The organism is Perlucidibaca sp. (assembly GCF_057084925.1).
In genome coordinates this window covers 32,461-55,479 of sequence record NZ_JBXMRC010000031.1, presented here as the reverse complement: position 1 = coordinate 55,479, position 23,019 = coordinate 32,461, and the positions used below count along the sequence as shown (strand labels likewise).

At 50.4% G+C, this 23,019-nt stretch carries 19 protein-coding genes; 7 read left to right on the top strand and 12 right to left on the bottom strand.

The features are described from left to right. Window positions 1-13 precede the first annotated feature (13 nt). From AC14IB_RS10145 to rpmH, 12 genes are all read right to left on the bottom strand, one after another. Window positions 14-673, bottom strand: coding sequence for a YceI family protein (locus tag AC14IB_RS10145; protein ID WP_484231762.1), 660 nt, complete (start codon window positions 671-673; stop codon window positions 14-16). Then, window positions 633-1,169, bottom strand: a complete 537-nt coding sequence (locus AC14IB_RS10140; protein WP_484231761.1) for a YaeQ family protein — start codon at window positions 1,167-1,169, stop codon at window positions 633-635. Before AC14IB_RS10140 ends, AC14IB_RS10145 begins: the two co-directional genes overlap by 41 nt. 11 nt (window positions 1,170-1,180) lie before the next feature. After that, the gene (gene dbpA / locus AC14IB_RS10135; protein WP_484231760.1) at window positions 1,181-2,566 is read right to left on the bottom strand and encodes an ATP-dependent RNA helicase DbpA; all 1,386 of its coding nucleotides are present in this window, start codon (window positions 2,564-2,566) and stop codon (window positions 1,181-1,183) included. Between the two features lie 48 nt (window positions 2,567-2,614). Continuing rightward, a complete protein-coding gene (locus AC14IB_RS10130; protein ID WP_484231759.1) occupies window positions 2,615-3,268 on the bottom strand; it encodes a hypothetical protein in 654 nt (217 codons plus the stop codon). A gap of 2 nt (window positions 3,269-3,270) precedes the next feature. Continuing rightward, window positions 3,271-4,053, bottom strand: coding sequence for a hypothetical protein (locus AC14IB_RS10125; RefSeq protein WP_484231758.1), 783 nt, complete (start codon window positions 4,051-4,053; stop codon window positions 3,271-3,273). A gap of 14 nt (window positions 4,054-4,067) precedes the next feature. Continuing rightward, window positions 4,068-5,777 (bottom strand): hypothetical protein, encoded by a 1,710-nt coding sequence (locus tag AC14IB_RS10120; RefSeq protein WP_484231757.1) that lies wholly within the window; start codon window positions 5,775-5,777, stop codon window positions 4,068-4,070. Window positions 5,778-5,831: 54 nt separating this feature from the next. After that, on the bottom strand, window positions 5,832-8,282 hold the full coding sequence (locus AC14IB_RS10115; protein WP_484231756.1) for a hypothetical protein: 2,451 nt from the start codon (window positions 8,280-8,282) through the stop codon (window positions 5,832-5,834). Between the two features lie 138 nt (window positions 8,283-8,420). After that, window positions 8,421-9,785 (bottom strand): tRNA uridine-5-carboxymethylaminomethyl(34) synthesis GTPase MnmE, encoded by a 1,365-nt coding sequence (gene mnmE, locus AC14IB_RS10110; protein ID WP_484231755.1) that lies wholly within the window; start codon window positions 9,783-9,785, stop codon window positions 8,421-8,423. Window positions 9,786-9,800: 15 nt separating this feature from the next. Continuing rightward, window positions 9,801-11,525, bottom strand: coding sequence for a membrane protein insertase YidC (gene yidC / locus AC14IB_RS10105; protein WP_484231754.1), 1,725 nt, complete (start codon window positions 11,523-11,525; stop codon window positions 9,801-9,803). A 2-nt stretch (window positions 11,526-11,527) separates the two neighbouring features. Then, window positions 11,528-11,767 carry a membrane protein insertion efficiency factor YidD gene (gene yidD, locus AC14IB_RS10100; RefSeq protein WP_484231753.1) on the bottom strand — a complete coding sequence of 80 codons (240 nt, stop codon included), beginning with the start codon at window positions 11,765-11,767 and terminating at the stop codon, window positions 11,528-11,530. Beyond that, a complete protein-coding gene (gene rnpA / locus AC14IB_RS10095; protein WP_484231752.1) occupies window positions 11,764-12,141 on the bottom strand; it encodes a ribonuclease P protein component in 378 nt (125 codons plus the stop codon). The genes yidD and rnpA overlap by 4 nt, the downstream gene beginning before the upstream one ends. 19 nt (window positions 12,142-12,160) lie before the next feature. After that, window positions 12,161-12,295, bottom strand: coding sequence for a 50S ribosomal protein L34 (rpmH, locus tag AC14IB_RS10090; RefSeq protein ID WP_068857706.1), 135 nt, complete (start codon window positions 12,293-12,295; stop codon window positions 12,161-12,163). Window positions 12,296-12,759: 464 nt separating this feature from the next. On the opposite strand from rpmH, the gene dnaA reads away from it, so the two are divergent. From dnaA to AC14IB_RS10055, 7 genes are all read left to right on the top strand, one after another. Continuing rightward, complete coding sequence (gene dnaA, locus AC14IB_RS10085) at window positions 12,760-14,127, top strand: chromosomal replication initiator protein DnaA (RefSeq protein WP_484231751.1); 1,368 nt, start codon at window positions 12,760-12,762, stop codon at window positions 14,125-14,127. A gap of 15 nt (window positions 14,128-14,142) precedes the next feature. Further along, the gene (gene dnaN, locus AC14IB_RS10080; protein ID WP_484231750.1) at window positions 14,143-15,255 is read left to right on the top strand and encodes a DNA polymerase III subunit beta; all 1,113 of its coding nucleotides are present in this window, start codon (window positions 14,143-14,145) and stop codon (window positions 15,253-15,255) included. A 16-nt stretch (window positions 15,256-15,271) separates the two neighbouring features. Continuing rightward, window positions 15,272-16,351, top strand: coding sequence for a DNA replication/repair protein RecF (gene recF / locus AC14IB_RS10075; RefSeq protein WP_484231749.1), 1,080 nt, complete (start codon window positions 15,272-15,274; stop codon window positions 16,349-16,351). Between the two features lie 18 nt (window positions 16,352-16,369). Next, window positions 16,370-18,796 carry a DNA topoisomerase (ATP-hydrolyzing) subunit B gene (gyrB, locus tag AC14IB_RS10070; RefSeq protein ID WP_484231748.1) on the top strand — a complete coding sequence of 809 codons (2,427 nt, stop codon included), beginning with the start codon at window positions 16,370-16,372 and terminating at the stop codon, window positions 18,794-18,796. 83 nt (window positions 18,797-18,879) lie between these two features. After that, window positions 18,880-19,815 carry a tRNA dihydrouridine synthase gene (locus AC14IB_RS10065; protein ID WP_484231747.1) on the top strand — a complete coding sequence of 312 codons (936 nt, stop codon included), beginning with the start codon at window positions 18,880-18,882 and terminating at the stop codon, window positions 19,813-19,815. Window positions 19,816-19,882: 67 nt separating this feature from the next. Next, window positions 19,883-20,851: an arsenosugar biosynthesis radical SAM (seleno)protein ArsS gene (gene arsS / locus AC14IB_RS10060; protein WP_484231746.1), complete on the top strand. Its 969-nt coding sequence runs from the start codon at window positions 19,883-19,885 to the stop codon at window positions 20,849-20,851. Between the two features lie 28 nt (window positions 20,852-20,879). Then, window positions 20,880-23,018: an FAD-dependent oxidoreductase gene (locus AC14IB_RS10055; protein ID WP_484231745.1), complete on the top strand. Its 2,139-nt coding sequence runs from the start codon at window positions 20,880-20,882 to the stop codon at window positions 23,016-23,018. The last annotated feature ends 1 nt before the right edge of the window (window position 23,019 follow it).

The following is a 23,019-nucleotide window of genomic DNA, read 5'->3' as shown; positions in this document are numbered from 1 at the left end:
AGCGCCTTGGCGCTTAGGGCGCTGCAAACTGGGCTTTTGCTTCTCGCGCTTTTACCTGCAAAACAATCTGCATTTCATCGCCAACAATGCCCAGCATTTTGTTCATGCCAAAATCGCTGCGACGAAAACGACTTGTCGCCGTTAGGGCGCCGGAACTTAGTGGATTGCCCTGACCGTTGTGTGCCACCTTTGCACTCAGCACGACCGGCCGCGTGATGCCATTGACCGTTAACTCGCCGATCAAACTAAATTCTCGCGTGTCCTTCTTCAAATGCATCATTTCAGTACTACGAAAATGCATATACGGAAACTTATCCGGCTGAAAGTAATCGCCTGTTCCGAGTAAGGTGCGGTCAATCACCGGCATAAAGGTCTTCAAGGTCGCCACCGGAATGCGCACATCCACTTTCGCCGCCTCTGGCTGATCCAAGTCGCAGAGAATGGTGCCGGTGGCTTGGCTAAACTGGCCTCGCGGACTCAGCATGCCCATATAGGTCCAATGAAATCCGATACGCGTTGAGTCTGAGTCGATGACATAGGTCACCCAACGCTCGGCTTGCGCAGAGCCAATGCCGAAGGCCAGTGCCACCGCCAGTAGCCAAGGAGCGACAACGATGGCTCGCGGGCTCAGGCTAGCGCCACTGACTGGGGCGTACTTCAATTTGACGACCATCCACACTAATCCACGTCGTACCATCTTGAATGGTGACTTGCCAATCCAAACCGCGAGACGCAGAGCTCGCTAAGTCCATCGTGACCGCTTCGGGCAGATGCAACACCGTGAGATTTTCAAATCGTTGAACGCTGGAGCGTAATTTTTCCCACCAGATTGGCGGCGCACGATCACCATAGGTCACTACAGTGCAGCGCTCGGCACGATTGCAGCCTTTACGAATGCGCGTTTCGTCGGGCATGCCCAGAATAATCCAGTGCTTTACTTCGCCAGTCAGGTCTTTCTGCCAAAGATCAGGCTCGTCTTCACTGCTTAGGCCACGGGTAAACTGCATGTCATCACTGGCAAACAGGGCAAACGTCAGTAGCCGAACCATCAGCCGCTCCTCGGTTTCCGAAGGGTGGCAGGCCATGGTCAACACGTGATCGGCATAGTAGTCACGATCCATGTCCGCCACATTCAGCTGGACTTTATAGACCGTTGATTTAAGCGCCATGATGACCGCCTTTACGCCAGCACGCGGGCTTTAAAATTGCGGCCCTTCACGCCCGCCTCAGCAAGACGTCGCAACGCCGCAGGCGCCACTTCGCGATCCACGGCCACATAGGTGTGGAGATCGAAAATATCAATCTTGCCCACGTTTGCGCCGGGCACACCGCCCTCGCCAGTTAACGCGCCCAAGACATCACCTGGGCGCAACTTATCTTTACGACCGCCGTTGATTTGCAAGGTAACGCGGCGCGGCGCCGGGATTTTCGACAACACATTAATCGTCGGCAAATCCTGCCAAATCGGCGTGATGTCTTGGTATTCGGCGATGGCTAAGGTGCGATGCGACTCCGCAGGCACACACAAGCTCAATGCCAATCCGGTTTGACCCGCGCGACCCGTACGGCCGATGCGATGTACGTGCGTTTCGGGGTCAAAAGCCATTTCCACGTTAATCACTGCGGCCAAATCCTTCACATCAAGACCGCGCGCGGCCACGTCCGTAGCCACCAACAGCGGACGACTCCGGTTCGCAAACTGCACCAACACTAAATCACGATCGCGCTGATCCAAATCGCCATGCAGCGCCGAAACGGGGAAGCCCTGCTCGCGCAGTGCCGTCAGTACCTCTTCACAGCGCTGCTTGGTGTTACAAAAGAGCACGGCAGACTCCGGCTGATAGCGTCGTAGCAACGCCATGACCGCGGCCACACGCGCCTTTGGATCGACCTCAAAAAACACTTGTTCAATAGGCGAAACGGCTGCTTCGGAAACGACGGTGACTTCCACCGGATTGCTTTGAAAGCGGCCACTCAAAGCGCGTACTTCTTCGCTATACGTCGCCGAGAACAACAGGGTCTGCCGTTTGACAGGCACAAACTCTAAGACTTCAACCATGCTGGCATGAAAGCCCATATCGAGCATGCGGTCGGCCTCATCCAGCACCAGTGTTTTCAGCCCGGTTAAAGACAAAGAGCCTTGCTTAAGGTGCTTAAGAACACGGCCAGGTGTGCCCACAATGACTTGTGCGCCGAACTCTAAGGAATTCAGCTGCGGGCCCATGGCCATGCCGCCGCAGAGCGTCAGCATTTTAATATTGCCAAAGCCACGCGCATATTGACGCAGGGCTTTGGTGACCTGATCGGCGAGCTCACGCGTAGGGCAAAGCACCAGTGCTTGCGGCGTAAAGTCACGCACCACCAATCGGTTTAACAGCGAAATACCAAAGGCGGCGGTCTTGCCGCTACCGGTCATGGCCTGCGCGATGACATCGCGGCCAGCCAGCAACGAAGGCAGGGTTTCAGCCTGTACAGGGGTCATGTGCTCATAGCCCAGTTCGCTCAGCGTGGTGAGCAACTCAGGCAAAATGGCGAGCTTGTTAAACAGCGGTAATTTCGATGACACGGCACATAGACCCCTAAAAACGAGGCGCTATGTTAACACTGACGCCTCTTATCCGCGGCCTTCGTTTATATCGTCCGGAAACCAGCGAAGATTCGGGAAGAAAATAATGCGGATAATGCCGATCAGCATCCACAAGTAAGCCCCACCATAAACGGCGCCACAAAACATGGTGACGTAGTCGAAGTTGGGTGAAATGTACTTAATGCCCCACCATGAAATGATATCGGTGAGTGCGGCAGCCAAGCCCGCAGGAAACACCCACTGATACGTTTGTACGCGGTGAAAGTGCATGGAAAACGGAATACCGATAATAAAAAACGCCGTGGTAAAGCCAAACAGATGCGCATGAGTAAAGGCAATCAACTTGCCTTGCGTCATGTTTTCAAAATACGCGTCTGTACTTCCGTGTACGCCCAGCTGGTAATGCACCTCTGCTAAACCAAAAAAGAAAGCGATTCCAAAAAGTATCGTGGATAAACCAATGCCCCGCTGTGCCGCTACGGGTAAGTCTCTGAGATTGAAGTGCAACGGGGTATCGCGAAAAGGAATAAACCAACGCAATAAGAAGCAAATCAACAGAAAGAAAAACACTAAGCCAATCGGCCCGCCCAATGTCAGCCACGCGGATGGCTCAGCCGCAACTTGCACTATGGCGGGATCTACCACCGGGGCATCGCTGAAAAAATCAAATTTCTCGGACACAACTATGCTCCTTTGAGCCGCACATAGAGCAGTGCACTCGCCTGCTTCACGGCCATGGAAATGGCTCCGTCTAAGGTGCTGGCATTTGACACCGGTAGCGTTTGTACGGTTTTGCCGACAAAGCTGCTAAAAATTTTGCTGGATTTAGCGCTAGGCATGGCATCGGCATGAAGTACCGACACCGAAGAAATAGACAGCATTCGGTCCGTGGTCATCAGCAAAAAAAAGGTCTTGCCCTGATAGCTTGCCGGAAAAATAAGCGCCGTACCTGCTGGACGTTGGTTTTCCAAGGGAATGTAGATGGTGTTTTCGTCACTGGCCTTGAGCGTGGCGCCCAGTGCTTTTGCGGCGGCGATGTCGGCACTGGTTAACAGGGCATCTTTGGGCAGCCACGTCAGGACTTTGGGAAATTTTGCTCGGACTTCGCGAGGAATCAAGCTGGCCATATCCAGCCAGTTGCCTGGCTTGGATGGCGTCGATAGCTTATCGGACGGATTGGATTTAGCCGCAGACTCGGCGCTATTCGGGACGCCATCCCCATCGCTATCTTGGTCCGCAATTTTGCTAAACGCCGCGAGGTTTTTACCGGCTGCTTTAAACGACTTGCCGTAAGTATTAAGTGTCGACCCGCCGCCCTGGCTATGACAGGCATTACAGGATGGCATATAGCCATACTCGCTTTTATACGCCCGTGCCAAGGTTGGTGTGGCTTGTGCTAGCCCCGGCAACATGGCACCGACTAGCCCCACAACGGCGGTCATTTTTTTAAGATTTACTGCCGTCATAATTTTTCTCAGTATTAAAACCCGAATAAGTTGGGCACAACATCGCGCATTCGAGTCAGCACTGCAGCATCTTTTGTTACAGCCTCTTTCATGGCCTGATACTGCACAGAATCTTCGGGCGGCATCAGCTTGCTGGCTTTCTCCGTCCCGGCGTAGCGACTCCAATCTAAAGCCTCACGAATTTCTACCTTATTTTGTATATTCGCCAGCACTTCATCTTCCGTTGCACCTGCCATAAAGTTCAAGCGTTTCGCCGGATTGCCCCGATGACAGGCAAAGCAGTATTCCTCATAGGGCTTTAACGCGGGGTGCTTCTTAATGGCTAAGGGCGGAACGCCAGTGGCTACAGGCGGCGACATCTCCGTGGTGTCCAAGCAACAATAGTTAGTTGGTTGGCCTAACAACGCTCGCATCATGTTTACGCGAACAAAGGGCTTGGCATCGAACAGCGCGCTAGGCAGTACATCCACTTTACGCTCGAGCGTCGCCCCATTAAAGCCAGTAACCGCACCCAGGCTGGCTAAATCCGCCTCACTGAAATAACTCGCTAGGCCATAGACGCCCGCCAGTTCATTACTTTTTATGATTTGCTTGGGCGGTCTTAATGTCAGCGGATCTAATCGCACGGGCAGCTTTGGCAGTTGGTCAAAAGCGGATAAGTCTTCGTTATCTTTAGCGCCTTCTCCGAACTTAATGTCACGAGTCCACAGGCTCCGCCACCATCCTTTTAAACCCTGTTTCTCTGCCATTGGGTCTCGATTGAATAAGTCGGATTCGGGCACCGAAATGCCCTGAGTCGGGAAGGTCTGGGCTTGCAGCTTCAGCAGTTGTTTAGCGTCCACTGAGTTCACGTCGAAGCTACCAGGACTATCGGCATAGCGCAGGGCCAACTTCAGCATTAAGCGACGGCAATCATTGCCTTTCACGCCACAGCCGTCTAACCAAAGCTTTTGCGTGACGTTAAAGAAATTACCCAAATCCGTGAGCTGGTCAAAACGCTCGGGTGAAGACAAGGGCTGCTTAATGGTTAGGCCCATGTAGTTAACCGCACCAACACGAGCTGCCTGAATCGCGGCGGCTGTTTCCGCCTGGCCATTGGTTTCATTCCACGGACGCTGCGGGAAAATGGGTCCGCCGCCTTGATGGCAGGTGGTGCAGATCTCTCGCCGGGCATACACGATCCGCGGCACACAGCCCTTGCAATAGTTTTGCACGAGCTGGAACTCAAATCGCCCCGCCGCTTCGTTGAAACTTAAAACTTCAATTTCATTGGCTTGCTCAACAAATCCAAGAAAGAGCTGGCCCCGCGGTGTTGCCCCTAAGCTATTGGCCTTGTTCTCGCCTTGAAAGTCCGCCGCAATCAATACCCGAGGATGCTGCTCATTGGCTTGCGCCTTCAGCAAAGATCTTCCGTGCGGAATCATGACGGAAATCGGATCCTCCGCTTTGGGGTCTTGGTCTTGAATCAGTTTTACGAGCTTTTCAAACGGATAGGGCAAGCCATCATTTTGTGCCATTAGGTGGTCGAACAACGAGCGTGTTCCGGCCGGTGGTAAGTCTGAGGCCGGCACTAGTTGATCATAGAGCCCCGACTTTTTGGATGTCGTCGACGCGGCTAATTGGCTAATTTCGGCGTCGCTATGCTGAGGCTTTAACCACAGCACCATCGCTAAAGCGATGATCGATACCATCAGGCTTAGCCCGATTTTTTTGGTTATACGCACCCTGCCCTCCACGACAAAGGCCGCCCGCAGGCGGCCTTTGACAGCTCAGCTAGATCACATCATTTTCAAAAATTCACGTAGAGCGTATTTGTCTTCTTTCGACAAACTCACGCCAAATTGGTGACCCTTGTTTTCCACGGGATCGTCACAGCCCATAAACAATGGGTTATGTGGATTCTGCGATGCGAAATTCGCAACGGGCGTCCCTTTCTTCACCGGAATCTTAGGATAGCCCTGCATATCTTCCCGTGGCGTGACATGCATATCTTCCGTCGTTTTCAGCGTCTTCTGTGGGCGATGGACGGCGTCTTTTGGGTTATCCGACATCATCAACTCGTCATAGGCCATTTCAAACTGCTTAATACGACCCGCCACCGTGTAATCCGGCGATCCGTCTGGCAAGTAAGTTACTTCCCCTACGGCATTGTTATGCAGGAAAGGGGCGGTAGCCCAAACCGATAGCAGGGAGATATTGCGCAGATAGCCAGGACCGCCCTCTACTTTACGCTCGCCCAGTTTCGTGCCGCCAATAAACGGAATCATGCGATTCAAGACATTAGGTATTGAGCCGGGAGAAGGCGTTTTCTTGTAAGTTTCTGAAGAGAACTCTTCCCAGATATGACCCTGGTTGTGGTTATTGTGCAGCGCACGGCACATGTTCGTTCCGACAATATTGAACGGCACGCGCTCGTCATTGCCTAACCAGTCTTGACCAAAAATTCCCTTTTCGGCGAATTGCTTAGGACGAAGCTGGCCCTTTGCATCCTTCGCCATAAAGCGTGCGATGAACTTTGGATCTTTGCGCTCAGCTTCGCTGTACTCAAACGTCCAATAGTCTTCTTTACCGAAGATATGGCCTTCGTAGAACTTGCCCAGCGCATTTTTATCGTTACGAATGTTTTCCGGCGCCATCAAGGTACTGTGGCAAGCGGCACATTCACGAGCAAATACCTGACGACCTTTTGGTACGACTTTGGTGTCTACAAATTGACTACCGGCGCCTGTCGAATCCTTTGCTGCCATAACGTAAGTTGGACCGCCAGTGATGAGGAAAGCTGTTAAGTCCTCCATCTTCGCATCAGCATAGTTCCAAGGATCGCACTGTGCGGCGCACTGCATGATTCGCATTGGGCTTTGCTTTGTTCCACGACCAATGAGACGGCCTGGATATGGGAAGTTCGGCGTCCAGCACTCTTCCGTACACATACCGATGTTCACGTAAACTCGAATCAGCGCTAAATGCTCGCCCACGCTGTCTTCACCGCCCTTCAAGACATGACGCGTATTTGCTGTGCTGATTTTTCCTGTTACTGGATCCTTCATCTCATGCGAGAACATCCGCTTGTTATGGAAGTCCATGATGTTGTTCTGCGTGCCTGGGTTGTGCATCCAGTCCGAGGCAACCAACGAAGTATCAATCGTGCCTAAGCGTCCACCTTTCAAGATTTGACGCGCAGGACTATTTGTTGGGGCGCCATGGAAAAAGGCATCAGGCTGTACGATGTGTTGGTTGCCTATCGTGGCATTCAAGTTAGCCCACGTTGGTTGATTCGGGTTTTTTGGCGCGTTTGTCGGATCAAAGCCTACGTGACACTGAACACAAGGGTGTCCGATAACAAAGCGCTTATTTTGCTTAATTTCATTGACATCATACGGCGCTGTCTTAGGGTCATAAATAACCTTGCCTGACGTATCTTTGATGGGATCCGCATAATATTTACGGTAACCGAGAACGCCAGAGGAATGCGGATCTTGGCACTTGTCGTACCAGTTTGTGGAAGCATCGCCTTGAACACAGTCCGGGTCATTGATCAAACCCCATTTGCTAAAGCGATACGGCCGTGTGCGCGTATCCAGCCATGGGTAGTTCATATTTTCCTTACCAACCACACGCGATTGCAGCAGGTAATTTTCATCTTGATTGCCAAAGGTGCCTTTGAACCAAACATCACGTCCTCGGCGGACTTGTTCACGTAATGCCGTAGCTTTTGCAGGATCTTTCGCTTCAACGTCTTTAAAGAGCTGCAATACATAACGGCAGCCTTCAGCGTCATAGCCGGTTGGCTGTGCTTCGGTGCAGGGCGGTGGAACGTATTGCGGAATAGGTTCTGATGTCCACGTAACGGGGTCTCCCCGCTTGTGGGTATCTGGGGATGTTCCATCCTTCCACACTTTGCGTGAGGCTAAGGTGTCGTAAAAATGATCCTTAAACCATTGTTCGCGCTGTTTCCAGTAAGGAGTACCAGAGTAAACGCCCGTGTTTAGATTTCGCTCGGATAAGTCTTCGAGAGAAACACTACGGAACGTTGAAAAATAGGGCTCGTTACTCACGGGCACGTTACCCGTAGGCATATCGTAGGCCGTTAGTGCCGGAGGCTTAGGAAGCGGAATGGTTTCTGGAACCGCAGGAATCTCAAACGGTTTAGGTGGCAATGTAGCTACCTGAAAAACCCCCAAGACTGCGACCACAACGAGTGCGCCAATACCTAGCTGCTTTTTGTTCATTATTGCTCCTGCTTGAGCCTTTTTTTAAGTCTAGTCCGGTTGGGTCAGGCTCACAACTTGTACTATAGTACCAATTAAAGATATGGTCAATTTCTAGTCGAATTTCTCTATTAAAAATCCGATGAGTGGAAAATTGAGTTACTTACCGATGCAAAACGAGGAAAAGATTCTGCCCAACAGATCATCCGAGCTAAACGCGCCAGTGATCTCCGATAAACACTGTTGCGAGATACGTAAATCCTCGGCAGCAAGCTCTCCTGCTCTGTGCAATCTGAGCATTGTTTCGGCATTTTCTAAGGCTTGCTGAGCGCGTTTCAGGGCATCCACATGTCGCCGTCTGGCTGAAAATTGACCCGTGCCTTCTGCTTCATAGCCCATGAGTTGTTTCAAGTGCTGCTTAAGTTCGATTAAGCCATCACCTTCTCGTGCAGAAACTACTATGAGTGGATGGTTTTGGCCATGTAGTTCATACGCCCTTTTACCCGGAAGCCAAGCGCTGGCATCACACTTATTAGCAATTAGAGTGAGTCGTTCAGGGCAGTGAGGGAAAAATTGCTTGAGCTGGGAGATGGGATCACTGTCTTCACGGCTGCAGTCCCAAACAAATAAAACCTGATCGGCTTTCTCAATTTCGACTAATGCACGGCGTATACCTTCACGCTCAACTACATCGGGACTTTCGCGCAAGCCTGCGGTATCAATAACGTGTAATGGCATGCCATCGATTTGAATTTGCTCTCTTAACACATCGCGTGTTGTGCCGGCGATGTCCGTCACAATGGCAATTTCTTCGCCTGCTAAAGCATTTAATAAACTGGATTTACCCGCATTAGGTAAGCCAGCAATAACCACACGCATACCTTCCTGCTGTATTACGCCTTGTTCGGCCGTTTTAAGCACTACTTCAAGTTGAGCCATCAACGCCACAAGTTGCTTTAGCAAAACCCCATCAGCCAGAAAGTCGATTTCTTCTTCCGGAAAATCAATTGCAGCTTCAATGTGCAAACGCAACAAAATGAGGCTTTCCAGTAGTTCATCAATACGCGCTGAAAACACCCCTTGTAAGGACATCAGCGCTGAACGAGCCGCTTGTTCACTGGCCGCTGAAATAAGATCGGCAACCGCCTCAATCTGCGCCAAATCCATTTTGTCGTTTAAAAACGCTTGCTCAGAAAACTCACCCGGTCTAGCCAGTCGTGCTCCCGCTGAAACGGCGGATTGCAGAATCCATTCCAACACAATGGGGCCACCATGTGCCTGAAACTCAACAACGTTTTCACCGGTAAAGGAATGTGGTGCGGCGAAGTAAAGCAAAATGCCTTGATCTACGCGCTCGCCTTCAAGATTGTTGAAAGTGGTGAAAATGGCGTTACGGGGGGAAATAGGCCAGTTCAGACTATGTGTCAGTTTGGCTGCAATTTCTGGCGCTTTCGGCCCGGAAATACGAACGATGCCAACGCCGCCTTTTCCGGGCGGCGTTGCAATGGCGGCTATCGTATCCATAGTCCGCCAGTCTGATTACTTAGACTTAGCTGCAGCTTTTTCAATTTGACGCGTAATTGCCCATTGCTGCGCAATCGACAACACGTTGTTTGAAAGCCAGTACAGCACCAAGCCCGCTGGGAACCAGAGGAAGAACACCGTGAAAATGACCGGCATAAACTTCATCATTTTTGCCTGCGTAGGATCTGTTGGCGCAGGATTTAGCGATTGCTGAATGTACATCGTGACACCCATCAGCAATGGCAAAATGTAGTACGGATCGAGCAGTGAAAGATCCTTAATCCACAAAATCCAACCAGCATGACGAAGCTCTACAGACTCCATCAAGGTCCAGTACAAGGCAATAAACACAGGCATTTGTACCAAGATGGGTAAGCAGCCACCCAACGGATTAATTTTTTCCTTTTTGTACAGCTCCATCATCGCTTGAGACAGTTTGGCTCTGTCATTGCCAAATTGTTCTTTCATACGCGCCATTTCTGGCATCACTCGACGCATGTTGGCCATTGAGCGATAGCTTGTGGCGGACAGATGATAGAACGCGGCCTTTACAACAATCGTGAGGACAACAATTGACCAACCCCAGTTGCCTAAGAAGCCATGAATTGACTTCAGTAACCAAAACAAGAACTGAGCAATAGGCCATAACCAACCGTAGTCCACTGTCAGTTCCAAGCCTGGGGAAAGATCTTTCAACTTATCTTGGATTTTAGGACCAGCGTAGAGTTTTGCTTCGGTTACGCCAGTGGCGCCTGGATTAACCACAATCGCTGGTGAGGTAAAGCCAATAAAATTTTCACTGCCATTGGAGGAAACACGAGTAGACACCACATTTTGTGTTTTCGCGTTAGGAACCCATGCGGCAACAAAATAATGCTGAACTAAAGCAACCCAACCACCGGTCACCGTGGTGTTCAAGGGTTCTTTAGCAAAGCTATCTAGAGAGACTTTGTTGTAAGTTTTCTCTGGGGTCCACCAAGCACCACCAAGGAAGGTCACCATGCCGAAGGAGTGAGTATCAGCACTGGGATCCGTACTGTTGTCACGCTTCAGCTGGCCAAACATAAGGCCTGTCCAAGGTTGAGTACCTTCGTTTTTCACCACATAACGAACATTGACTTGGTATTCGCCACGTTTAAATTCGAAAATCTTCTGAACAGTAACGCCTGCTTGATTGGTCGTGGTTAACGCAACTTCCAGAACCTCTTGACCGTCTGGAAGTGAAAACTCGGTTTGCGTTGCTTTATATACGGGTCGACCACCGGCCTGGTCATCTAAACCGCCCGGTTGACCTGCCACGCTAATCAAACCGCTTTGCGCAATGTATGTTCTTTCAGGGCTTTGATCTAAAAGTATCAACGCATCTGTGCTGTCTACCTTTTTGGTGTATTTAGGTAAGGCTACCTGAGTGATGTCGCCACCCTTCAAATCAATCCGTAAGTTCAACACATCGGTTTTTACGTTAATTGCTGATGTATTGGTGGACGTTTGCTCCGGTGTATCAACCGAAACAACTGGGGCGACAACCGGAACTGTGGCAACTGGCACGTCCGTGGTTGCAGGCGCTGTAGCCGTTGGAATTTCATTCGTTACCGTTGGAGCCGGCGCATTGAGACTGCTGCTCATTGAGCTTGAAGCAGCGCTAGACGTAGGAACGGCGTAATCGCGCTGCCAGCTTAAAAAAAGAAAATAACTGACGATCGCTAAGGCGACCAAGATCAGTGTGCGACGGATTTCCATTTTTACGGTTCCTGCCGAAGTGATGAAGGATTTTCAGGTACGGGATCATACCCACCTGAGCACCCTGGGTGACACCTTCCAAGGCGATGTATCGTTAAATAAATTGCTTTCCACCAGGGCCATTGCTGAAACGCTTGAAGCGCATAGTTTGAACATGAGGGTTCGAAACGGCATCGAGGTGGTAGTAAAGGACTGATGAAATATCGATAAAACTTAATCAGCGCGATAAAAGGCCACTTCACGTTGCCACCTTTAACTGTTTTTCGGCTTTTCTTTTTAGTTGACGAAAGCCCTCGTCGAGCAATGTGCGTAGGGCTGCATTGTCGAGAGTTTGGAGGTTTTGTCTGGCAAGGTAGACGATGTCAAGCGCAGGAAAATCGGCTTGATGATGTCTGAAGTGATCTCGACACACGCGCTTAATTCGATTTCTATCGAGGGCACGTTTTACTTTCTTGCGCGCTATAACGAACCCGATGCGTGATCGTTGAGTCGTGGAAGGTATTGCGAGCAATAAAAGTTGATTGAGATTTGATTTGAAAACAGCGTTGTCCATTACCGCTTTGAAGTCTGCTGGTGTTAGCAGTCTAGCAGTCGGTGGAAAACGCTGTTCGGTCACGATCTCAGACTGGAATGCCTCAGACAGTCAGACGCTTGCGACCTTTAGCACGACGACGTGCGAGAACGGCGCGACCGTTTTTGGTGGCCATGCGTGCACGAAAACCGTGAGTACGCTTTTGTTTGATAGTGCTTGGTTGGAAAGTACGCTTCATGATCTGTGATCCGATCTGTTCAAGCCCGACTGGGCGGAAAGGTGCGAGATATTAGGCGTTTCGGTACTCCTTGTCAAACATCTTAGCGAGTTAAGTTGTTGATCGTTGTGAAACTTATGAACAGATCGTGTTGATCAACCTTCTTATATAAAGATATTTAGATTTTAAGAGCTTTGGTTATGGTTATAGGTTGCCACTGTTTTTGTTGATAAGTCATTTATTTTCAATAAAAACAATTACATATAATTTTAAAAAGTTGTCTTTTTATGCCCTTGTATGACGTCTTTAACCCTGTGTAGAAATGTGGATGAATTCATTGTGTGGACTTTTTAACATCTTTGACTGTGCTCGCTGTCTTGGTTATCACCAATCTTATCTACAGCAAGGTTTAGCTTGTGGATAATTATTCTCATGCTACCCTACGATGCTTATAAGCGCTCACTTTAACTTGTGGATAATTTTAGATGTCAGTCAGTGTTTGGGGTCAAGTGCTTTCTGTTTTAGAAAGTGAGTTTCAGTCTAATCTTTTCCAAATGTGGATCCGTCCCTTACAGGTGGACGAGTCTCCAGACAGTCTTGTTCTACTTGCACCTAACCCTTTTTTTGTTAAACACATTCAAGATAAGTTTTTGGCACGTATCCAGGCGCTCGTGCTGGATATCAGTTCGGGCCGCATTGAGTCAGTGTCGATTCGCGTAGGTAGCCGAGGCGATCGCGCTGCTTCTAACGTTATGACGCGCCCGACGACGAGTTCAGGGGCATCAGCTTCCGCTGCGGTTAAGCCTGTGGTTGAGCCACTACCGCGTCCTGCGAGTAGCCTGAATCCGTTATTTACCTTTGACAACTTTGTTGCCGGTAAGGGTGCTCAGTTAGCCCATGCAGGCTGTTTGCAGGCCGCTGATAACCCTGGCGCACCGCATTCCAATCCTTTGTTTATCTATGGCCCTACTGGTCTTGGTAAAACGCATTTAATGCATGCTGTTGGTAACGAGATTTTGCGACGTAACCCTTCAGCTCGTGTCATGTACTTAACATCAGAGCGGTTTGTGGGGGATTTCATCACCGCTTTGCAGCGCAATATGATGAATGACTTCAAGCGTCTGTATCGCTCGCTAGATGCGCTTTTGATTGATGACATCCAATTTTTTGCTAAGAAGGAAAGTACGCAGGACGAGTTTTTTCATACCTTCAATTCATTGCTTCAGGAATCACGTCAGATCATCATGACCTCTGATAGAATTCCTAAAGAAATCAATAATATGGATGATCGCCTCAAATCCAGATTTTCTTGGGGCTTATCTATACAAGTGGATCCGCCGGATAAAGAAACCCGTGTAGCGATTCTGCTGAAAAAATCAGGCTCCATTGGTATGGGCCTGCCCGTTGAGTCAGCCCATTTTATTGCTGAGCATGTTCAGGGTAATGTGCGAGAGCTTGAGGGAGCCTTGAATAAGGTCATCGCCACAGCTCGTTTTCGTGGACTACCCGTCACTTTAGATTTAGTTAAAGAAGCGCTGCGTGACCTGCTGCTTGTGCGCGCTAGGCAGTTTAATATCGACAATATCCAGCGTGTGGTTGCTGAGTACTATCGAATCAACTTGCGTGAGCTGACGGGTAAAAAGCGCAATCGCGGTTTTGCTAGACCGCGTCAAATGGCGATGGCGCTTTCGCGTGAACTAACACAGAACAGTTACCCTGAAATTGGGTTGGCTTTTGATGGTCGGGATCACAGTACCGTGATTCATGCATGTGAAAAAGTACGCGAGTTGAGAGCAGAAGAGCCTCAATTCGACGAAGATTACAACAATTTGCTACGCCTGCTGCAGGCTTGATTTAGGAAAATGACGATGAAATTGTCGATGACACGTGATCAGTTACTTAAACCCCTGCAACAAGTTTCAGGCGTTGTTGAAAAAAGACAAACCCTGCAAGTGCTTTCCAATGTCTTGATGGTAGTTGAGTCTGGTCAGTTGGCTATGACAGGTACCGATCTTGAAGTGGAATTGGTTGCTCGCCATGAGCTGACTTCCGACGCTAGTGATGGCCGCATTACAGTGCCTTGTCGCAAATTGTTAGATATTTGCCGTGCCCTGCCCTCCACAGCGACTGTAGAGCTCTCCTTGGATGGTGCGCGCCTGTTGCTCAGATCTGGAAAGAGTCGCTACACCCTTTCCACCTTGCCAGCCAATGACTTCCCAAATTTGGACGACACCCTGTCAGGCTCGTTAACCATGACGCTGTCGCAAAAGTCGCTTAAGCGCCTGATCGATAAGACGTCTTTTGCCATGGCCCAGCAAGATGTGCGTTATTACCTGAACGGCATGTTGTTTGAAGTTACAGAAGGACGTTTGCGTGTGGTCGCTACCGATGGCCATCGTTTGGCCCTCTGCGACGGACCGATTTCTGGTCAAGTATCTGAAAAAACTCAAGTTATTGTGCCCAGAAAAGGTATTCAAGAGCTTGCGCGCTTGCTTTCCGATGATGATTCGGAGGTCACACTGACTTTGGGCAGCAATCATCTTCGTGTGACCGTTGGCGCGGTCACGTTTACCTCGAAATTAATCGATGGTCGCTTCCCTGACTATGAGCGTGTACTGCCTAAAGGTGGTGACCGTATTTTGGTGACGGGCCGTGAAGAACTTAAGTCTTCACTCCAGCGCGCTGCTATTTTGTGTAATGAGAAATTCCGTGGTGTTCGATTACAGATTGCTGGCGATCAGTTAAAAATTCTAGCTACTAATCCGGATCAGGAAGAAGCCGAAGAAGAAATCCAAGTCGAGTACAACGGTAAGGACTTAGAGATTGGCTTCAATGTGAGCTATGTTCTTGATGTATTGAATGCTTTGAATGGGGCTTACACCAAAGCAATTTTGGGCGACACCAATAGTTCGGCATTGATTCAAGACAACGATGACGAGCAGGCTGATGCGCTCTATGTTGTTATGCCCATGCGGTTGTAATTGTGACGTTTAAACCGTGAGCTTGGCTAAGCTGGATGTTGTTCAGTTAAGAAATCTTGAACATGTTTCTATTGAGCCAGGCTCACGGTTTAATTTGATTTATGGTGAAAACGGGTCTGGAAAATCGTCTCTTTTGGAGGCGATTTTTGTTTTAGGCTTGGGACGATCTTTTCGAACCCAGCGAGCTCGTCGTATTGTTCAAGATGGTCATGACGTCGCCACGGTGTTTGCTGAGCTTGCCAATGGATCTCGGCTAGGCGTCTTAAAGCGTTCTGCTGGTATTACGGAGGCGCGAGTTAATGGCCATAATGCTAGTGCTCTCTCTGAGTTAGCTCAGCATCTTCCCCTTCAACTTTTTGATCCAGAGTCATTATTGTTGATTTCTGGGCCGTCCTTGGCGCGTAGGCAGCTTTTAGACTGGGGCGTGTTTCACGTGGAACCAGAATTTTTAGCTGTTTGGTCCCGTGCAAAGCGCGCGCTGGCACAACGGAATTCCCTGCTTAAATCTGCTAAAATTTCGATTCCTGAATTAAAATTTTGGGAGCTTGAGCTTGCGGTTGCTGCGAATGATTTGAGCAGTCAGAGACGATTGCTTGCAACTCAGCTGCTGCCCGAGCTAGAGCGCGTGTTGTCCCAATACCTCCCTGCCAGCAACTTAACCGTTTCGTATTATGCGGGTTGGGAAGAAACGTTGGATTACTCTGACCTGCTTGAGGCATCACGGGGTAAGGATCGGGAAAGAGGATTCACGATTTACGGTCCTCACCGTGCGGACTTAAAGATTAGGTCGCACGGTACGGCGGCTGATGAACGACTTTCTAGGGGGCAACTGAAGCTATGTGCTTGCCTGGTGAAGTTGGTTTTAAGCCAGTGGTTGCAAAGTAATTGCGCTGTTCAACCAGTTTTTTTATTTGATGATCTTTCGTCCGAACTGGACGATGCAGCCAGGTTACATATTGCTGAGTTTGTAGGGTCTATGTCGGTGCAGTCTTTTTTTACGAGCATCGATAGGCATCAGTTAGAAATGATGCTTCCCTTGGGGGAGACCAAAATGTTTCATGTGGAACATGGCGCCGTAAGTCCAGTCCAAAATTGATGTGCCAGGAGTAATAAAATGACAGAAGAATCCACTTACGACTCGTCCAGCATTAAAGTTCTACGCGGGCTAGACGCTGTTCGTAAACGCCCTGGTATGTACATTGGCGATACAGATGACGGCACCGGTCTGCATCATATGGTGTTTGAAGTCGTAGACAACGCAATTGATGAGGCCTTGGCTGGTCACTGTACTGAAGTCAATGTCATCATTCACGCCGATGAATCGATTACGGTCACCGACAATGGTCGCGGAATTCCAGTCGATATTCACGAAGAAGAAGGCGTGTCTGCAGCCGAAGTCATTATGACCGTGCTCCATGCCGGCGGAAAATTCGATGAGAATAGCTATAAGGTTTCTGGCGGCCTTCATGGCGTAGGTGTTTCAGTTGTAAACGCCCTCTCCAAAGAATTACGTTTGACCGTTAGGCGTAATGGATTGGTATACGAGCAAACCTACCGACACGGTGTGCCGGAGTTCCCGCTGCGCGAAGTTGGTAAAACGCAGGGTCGTGGTACTGAAGTTCGCTTTTTCCCTAGCGAAGAAACTTTTACCAACATCAAATACAGCTACGACATTTTAGCTAAACGCCTTCGTGAACTGTCCTTTTTGAACTCTGGCGTTCGTATTGTGCTTAAGGATGAGCGCGATGAGAAAGAAGAGGTTTTTGAGTATGAAGGCGGTCTGGCGGCGTTTGTTGGCTACTTGAACACCAATAAGTCACCCATCAATAGCGTCTTCCATTTTATGGTTCCGCAGTCCGAAGGGCCTAATGGGATTGGCGTTGAAGTGGCGCTTCAGTGGAATGATAGCTATCAGGAATCGGTCTACTGCTTTACCAATAATATTCCACAGCGCGATGGTGGCACCCATCTTCAAGGTTTCAGAACAGCACTAACGCGTACGCTGAATAACTATGTGGAAAAAGAAGGGCTACTCAAGAAAGAAAAGGTCGTTACAGTGGGCGAAGACATGCGCGAAGGCTTAACCGCCATTGTGTCTGTAAAAGTTCCAGACCCTAAATTCTCCAGCCAGACCAAAGATAAGCTGGTTTCTTCCGAAGTAAGCAACGCCGTTGCCTCTGTGATGAATGAGAAGTTTGAAGAGTTTCTGTTAGAAAATCCTTCGGCGGGTAAAACCATTGTCGGGAAGATTCTTGATGCCGCACGCGCACGTGAGGCGGCCAGAAAGGCTCGTGAAATGACGCGCCGTAAGGGTGCGTTAGATATTGCTGGATTACCTGGGAAGCTGGCTGATTGCCAAGAGAAAGATCCCGCGCTGTCCGAACTGTACTTGGTGGAGGGTGACTCTGCCGGCGGCTCCGCCAAGCAAGGTCGAAATCGCAAGATGCAGGCTATCCTGCCCTTGAAAGGAAAGATCCTTAACGTTGAGAAGGCTCGCTTCGATAAGATGCTGTCCTCTCAAGAAGTTGGAACGCTGATTACTGCCTTGGGCTGCGGCATTGGTCGTGATGAATATAATCCGGACAAGCTGCGTTATCACAAAGTCATCATCATGACCGACGCGGACGTTGACGGCTCCCATATTCGTACTTTGCTACTGACCTTCTTCTTCCGTCAGATGCCTGAAATCATTGAGCGCGGCTATATCTATATTGCGCAGCCGCCGCTCTACAAGGTCAAAAAAGGCAAGCAAGAGCAGTATCTGAAAGATGACGATGCGATGGAGGTTTATCTGACCTCTGTTGCACTGGATGGCGCGGAATTGCGCGTGAATCCAGAAGCGCCTGCTGTGGCTGGGCTGGCCCTTGAAGCACTCATTAATCAGTACCGTGAGTTCTGCGTACTGCAAGACAGACTTAAGCGTCGCTACCCTAGCCTGCTTTTGGAGCAGCTGCTTAAGCTCCCAACCTTATTGCCGGCAGAGCTATCTTCCGCTGAAGCGGTAACCGTTTGGGGTCAGCGCTTACAGGCATCGCTCAATATGGCAGCGGACCCTAGCCAGCGCTTCTTGGTGCAAACCGTTGATGATCCAGAGCATCAGCGCTTCTTCCCGCAGGTTGAGCTCATGGCGCATGGTGTGCCGTATAGCTACCCGCTGCGCTATGACTTCTTTAGTTCATCTGAATATCGTCAGGTCGATGCGCTTGCGCGCGCATTAGAAGGTCTGATTGAGCCCGGCGCTGTGATTAAGCGTGGTGAGCGTCAAATGAAGGTTGATACCTTCAAGCAAGCGTTCGAATGGCTGATGCAGGAGTCAAAGCGTGGTCTTGGCATTCAGCGTTACAAAGGTCTCGGTGAAATGAATCCGGATCAACTGTGGGAAACCACAATGGATCCGGAATCCCGCCGCATGTTGCGCGTCACCATTGACGACGCCATTGGTGCCGATCAAATGTTCACGACCTTAATGGGCGACGCTGTTGAGCCACGTCGCGAGTTCATTGAGAAGAATGCGCTCTTAGTTTCTAACTTAGACGTCTAACGGCAATAATGTGATTGTTCCACGTGGAACTATGAATGGGAGGGGGTCCGAAAGGCCCCCTTTCTGCATTTATGACTAGAATCGTGCTCGCGCCCATGGAGGGTCTGACAGACTTCACCATGCGACATGTCCTCACACAGCTCAGCCCCTATGACTGGTGTGTTACGGAGTTTCTGCGTGTCACTGACAGGGTCTTACCCAACTCCGTCTTTTATAAACACTGCCCTGAGTTGATGAGTGATGGGCTAACCGCCAATGGGACGCCCGTGCATTTCCAGCTGCTGGGGAGCAACGCTGAAATGCTGGCAGAGAACGCGAAACGGGCAGTTGAGTTAGGCTCTCCCGCCATTGATCTAAATTTTGGATGCCCGGCGAAAACCGTTAATCGCCATGGTGGTGGTGCAAGCTTGTTGGTGGATAGTCGAGTGTTACATGACATTGTCCGTAGCGTGCGTAAGGCTGTGCCTGAGCACATCCCCGTCACGGCAAAAATGCGCCTAGGTATAGACTCCACCGATGAGCTTATGGATAACGCCAGCGCTATCTATGAAGCGGGTGCGAACTGGTTGACCATCCACGCACGCACTAAAGCCCAGGGATATCGCCCACCTGTTAATTGGGAAGCCATCGGCCAAGTTAAATCGACATATCCAGAGTGGGAAATCATCGCAAATGGGGATATCTCCTCCTTGCCTGCCTTGCAGGCCTGTAGGGAGGCCAGTGGATGCGATACGTTTATGGTCGGACGCAGTGCGGTGTCTGAGCCCGATCTGGTTGCGCGGCTAAAGCAGCCACACCTCAAGGCCATGCCTTGGGATGAAATAAATAACTGGCAGTTGCATTTTCTGCGGAAATTAGTCGGCAGCGAAGACGGCTTGGTTGGACGCTATAAGCAATGGTTGGCCATGACAGCGACGCACTATCCAGAAGCAGCAGCGCAATTCCAGCGCATCAAGCGACTAAAGAAAATTGCCGAGATAGAGGCGCTTTCGTCGTTTGTTGAGATAGATGGCGAATAATTGTTCTCGCCTGTAACAAAGCGCAAGATGTGAAGTCTAAGAACAACACGCTAACAGGATTCGCCACATGCTGCCTACCCTTGCCTTGCTCGAAGCAACGGACTTTCCCGCTATTCGCCGCCAGTCTTTAACGACGCTGCAAATGAACCTTGGGTATCTCTGCAATCAATCCTGTGTACATTGCCACGTTAACGCGGGTCCGACGCGCAAAGAGCTCATGAGTGATGAGCTCATTGATCTCGCCATTGAGGTCATGGAAAAAAGAAACATCCAAGTACTCGATCTCACAGGTGGTGCACCGGAAATGAATCCGGCCTTCCGCCGATTGGTTATTGCTGCACGGGCACTGGGCGTAAAAGTGATCGATCGCTGCAACCTGACCATATTGTTTGAACCGGGCTATGAGGGCTTGGCTGAGTTTCTGGCTGAACAAGGTGTTGACGTGGTTGCCTCGCTGCCGTGCTACTCAGCAGAGAATGTCGACAAGCAGCGCGGTAAAGGTGTTTTTGAGTTAAGTATAGAGGCGCTTCAACGTCTGAATGCGTTGGGCTACGGCCAGGCAAATAGTCCCTTACGGCTAAGTCTCGTTTATAACCCGCAGGGCCCTGTGCTGCCGCCCAGCCAGAAAAAGCTTGAACAAGACTATAAGCGGGAGCTCTTTGAGCAGTTTGGTATTGTCTTTAACGAGCTATTCACGATAACCAATATGCCCATTCAGCGCTTTGGCAGCATGCTGATTTCGAAAGGGCAGTTTGATGACTATCTCACCTTGTTGAAACACAACTTCGCCGCCGCAAATCTTAAAACGGTGATGTGTAAAACCATGGTCAGCGTGGACTACCTGGGCTACTTGTATGATTGTGATTTCAACCAGCAATTGGGAAAAGCTATTCCTGTAGAGGGGGCTCAAGGCCGGCCTCACCTAAAGGACTTACTCACACAAGACTTTGTTCAGCAGCCGATTTGGGTGGCAGAGCATTGCTACGGCTGTACTGCAGGGCAAGGCAGCAGTTGTGGCGGTGCCTTAGAAGGGTAAGATCAATTTTTACCAACAAGGACGCCGCATGACACGCTCCAAACTGTTCACCGCAGCACTCATTACTACTGCCTTTGGCCTGTTTTTCGGCCTAGGGCTACATCATGAGCTGACATTGGCAAACCTACAGGCGTCACGTGCCGAGCTATTGATAGAGTATGAGAGCAATCCGGTGGCGTCGTTGGCCATATTCTTCGCTGCCTATGTGGCTGTGACCGCGTTGTCGTTGCCAGGTGCGGCGATCATGACTTTAGCGGCAGGCGCCTTATTTGGCGTCACCGTGGGTACGGTGCTGGTGTCATTTGCCTCTTCAATAGGGGCGACGCTCGCCTTTTTAGCGTCACGTCATCTATTGGCGGACTGGGTGGGAAAACATTTTGGAGCGAAGCTTGCAGCCATACATGAAGGCGTAGAAAAGCGCGGTGCTCGCTACTTGTTCACCTTACGGCTAGTCCCGTTATTTCCCTTCATGTTGATTAACCTTGTCATGGGCCTGACGCGAATGCCACCGTTGCGGTTTTACTGGGTTAGTCAGCTCGGCATGATGCCGGGAACGTTGATCTATGTGAATGCAGGCACCCAATTAGCCACGATTACCAGTGCCCAAGGCATTCTTAGTCCCGGGGTGATGGCTTCCATCGCTTTACTGGCATTGTTCCCCTTTTTAGGTGCTTGGTGCGTGTCCCTGTGGGAGCGCTATCAGCTCTATAAGCCGTGGAGCAAACCCCAACGATTTGATCGCAACTTGATTGCTATTGGCGCCGGTGCCGGTGGCTTGGTATCTACCTATATTGGCGCAGCCACCAAGGCGAAGGTGACGTTGATCGAGGCCCATGAAATGGGCGGCGACTGTTTGAACTATGGCTGTGTGCCTTCAAAGGCGTTGATACGAACAGCGTCACTGATGCGCGACGCACGCCATGCCAGCACGCTGGGACTGAGCTCAGTTACGGCAGAGGTGGATTTTAGCGGTGTGATGGAGCGTGTTCAGCGTGTGATCGCTCAAGTCGCCCCACATGACTCTGTAGAGCGATACACCGGCTTAGGTGTCGAGGTACTGAAAGGGCATGCTGAAATCACATCGCCTTGGACTGTTAAGGTAAACGGTCAAACGCTGACCACGAAAAGTATTGTCATTGCGACGGGAGCGTCGCCCACGATTCCAGACTTGCCCGGCCTTGATCAAGTGACCTATGTCACTTCAGACACCCTGTGGTCGCTGCGCGGTAGCCCTCGGGAAGTCGCCGTATTAGGCGGCGGGCCGATAGCCTGTGAGCTCGCGCAAGCTATGGCCGAGCTAGGACTTAAAGTGACATTGGTGGGCCGTAATAAGCGCCTCCTTCCCCGTGAAGATGCCAGCGTAGGCGATGTGGTCTTAAGGGCACTGCAATCTTCGGGTGTGCGTGTGTTATTGAATGCTCAAGCGATGTCAGCCGAGCGAGAGGGTGCGCAACAGCGACTCTGGGTTCAGCACGGTGGTGAGACAGAGACGATTCATTTTGACTTCCTTCTGCTCGCCATTGGGCGCACAGCAAGAACCAAGGGTTTTGGCTTAGAGACTTTGAATATCCCGCTGACAGCGCAGGGCACCGTCGCCACAAACGAGTACTTGCAGACCCGCTATCCCAATATTTATGCCTGTGGCGACGTGGTCGGTCCCTACCAATTCACGCATGTTGCGGCGCATCAGGCGTGGTATGCCGCCGTAAATGGCTTGTTCGGCCTGTTCAAGCGCTTTAAAGCGGATTACCGCGTGATTCCAGCCGTGACCTTTACTCACCCAGAGGTTGCGCGGGTGGGCCTAAACCAACAGGAGGCTCGAGCTCAGGGTATTGCTTTTGAGTCGACCCGCTTCGAGTTAGAAGAGCTGGACCGCGCCATCACCGCCGATGAGCGTGAAGGCTTTGTGGAAGTGCTGACTGTGCCGGGTAAGGACACCATTCTAGGCGCTACGATTGTTGCTGCCCATGCAGGGGAAATGTTGGCTGAGTTCACTTTAGCGATGAAGCACGGGCTAGGCCTGAAAAAGATTTTAGGCACGATACATCCTTATCCGACATGGTCTGAAGCGGCTAAGTACGTGGCCGGTGAGTGGCAAAAAGCCCATGCCCCGCAGGCGGCATTGCGTTGGGCTGAGCGCTATCACCGCTGGCAACGGGGTGAGTGAG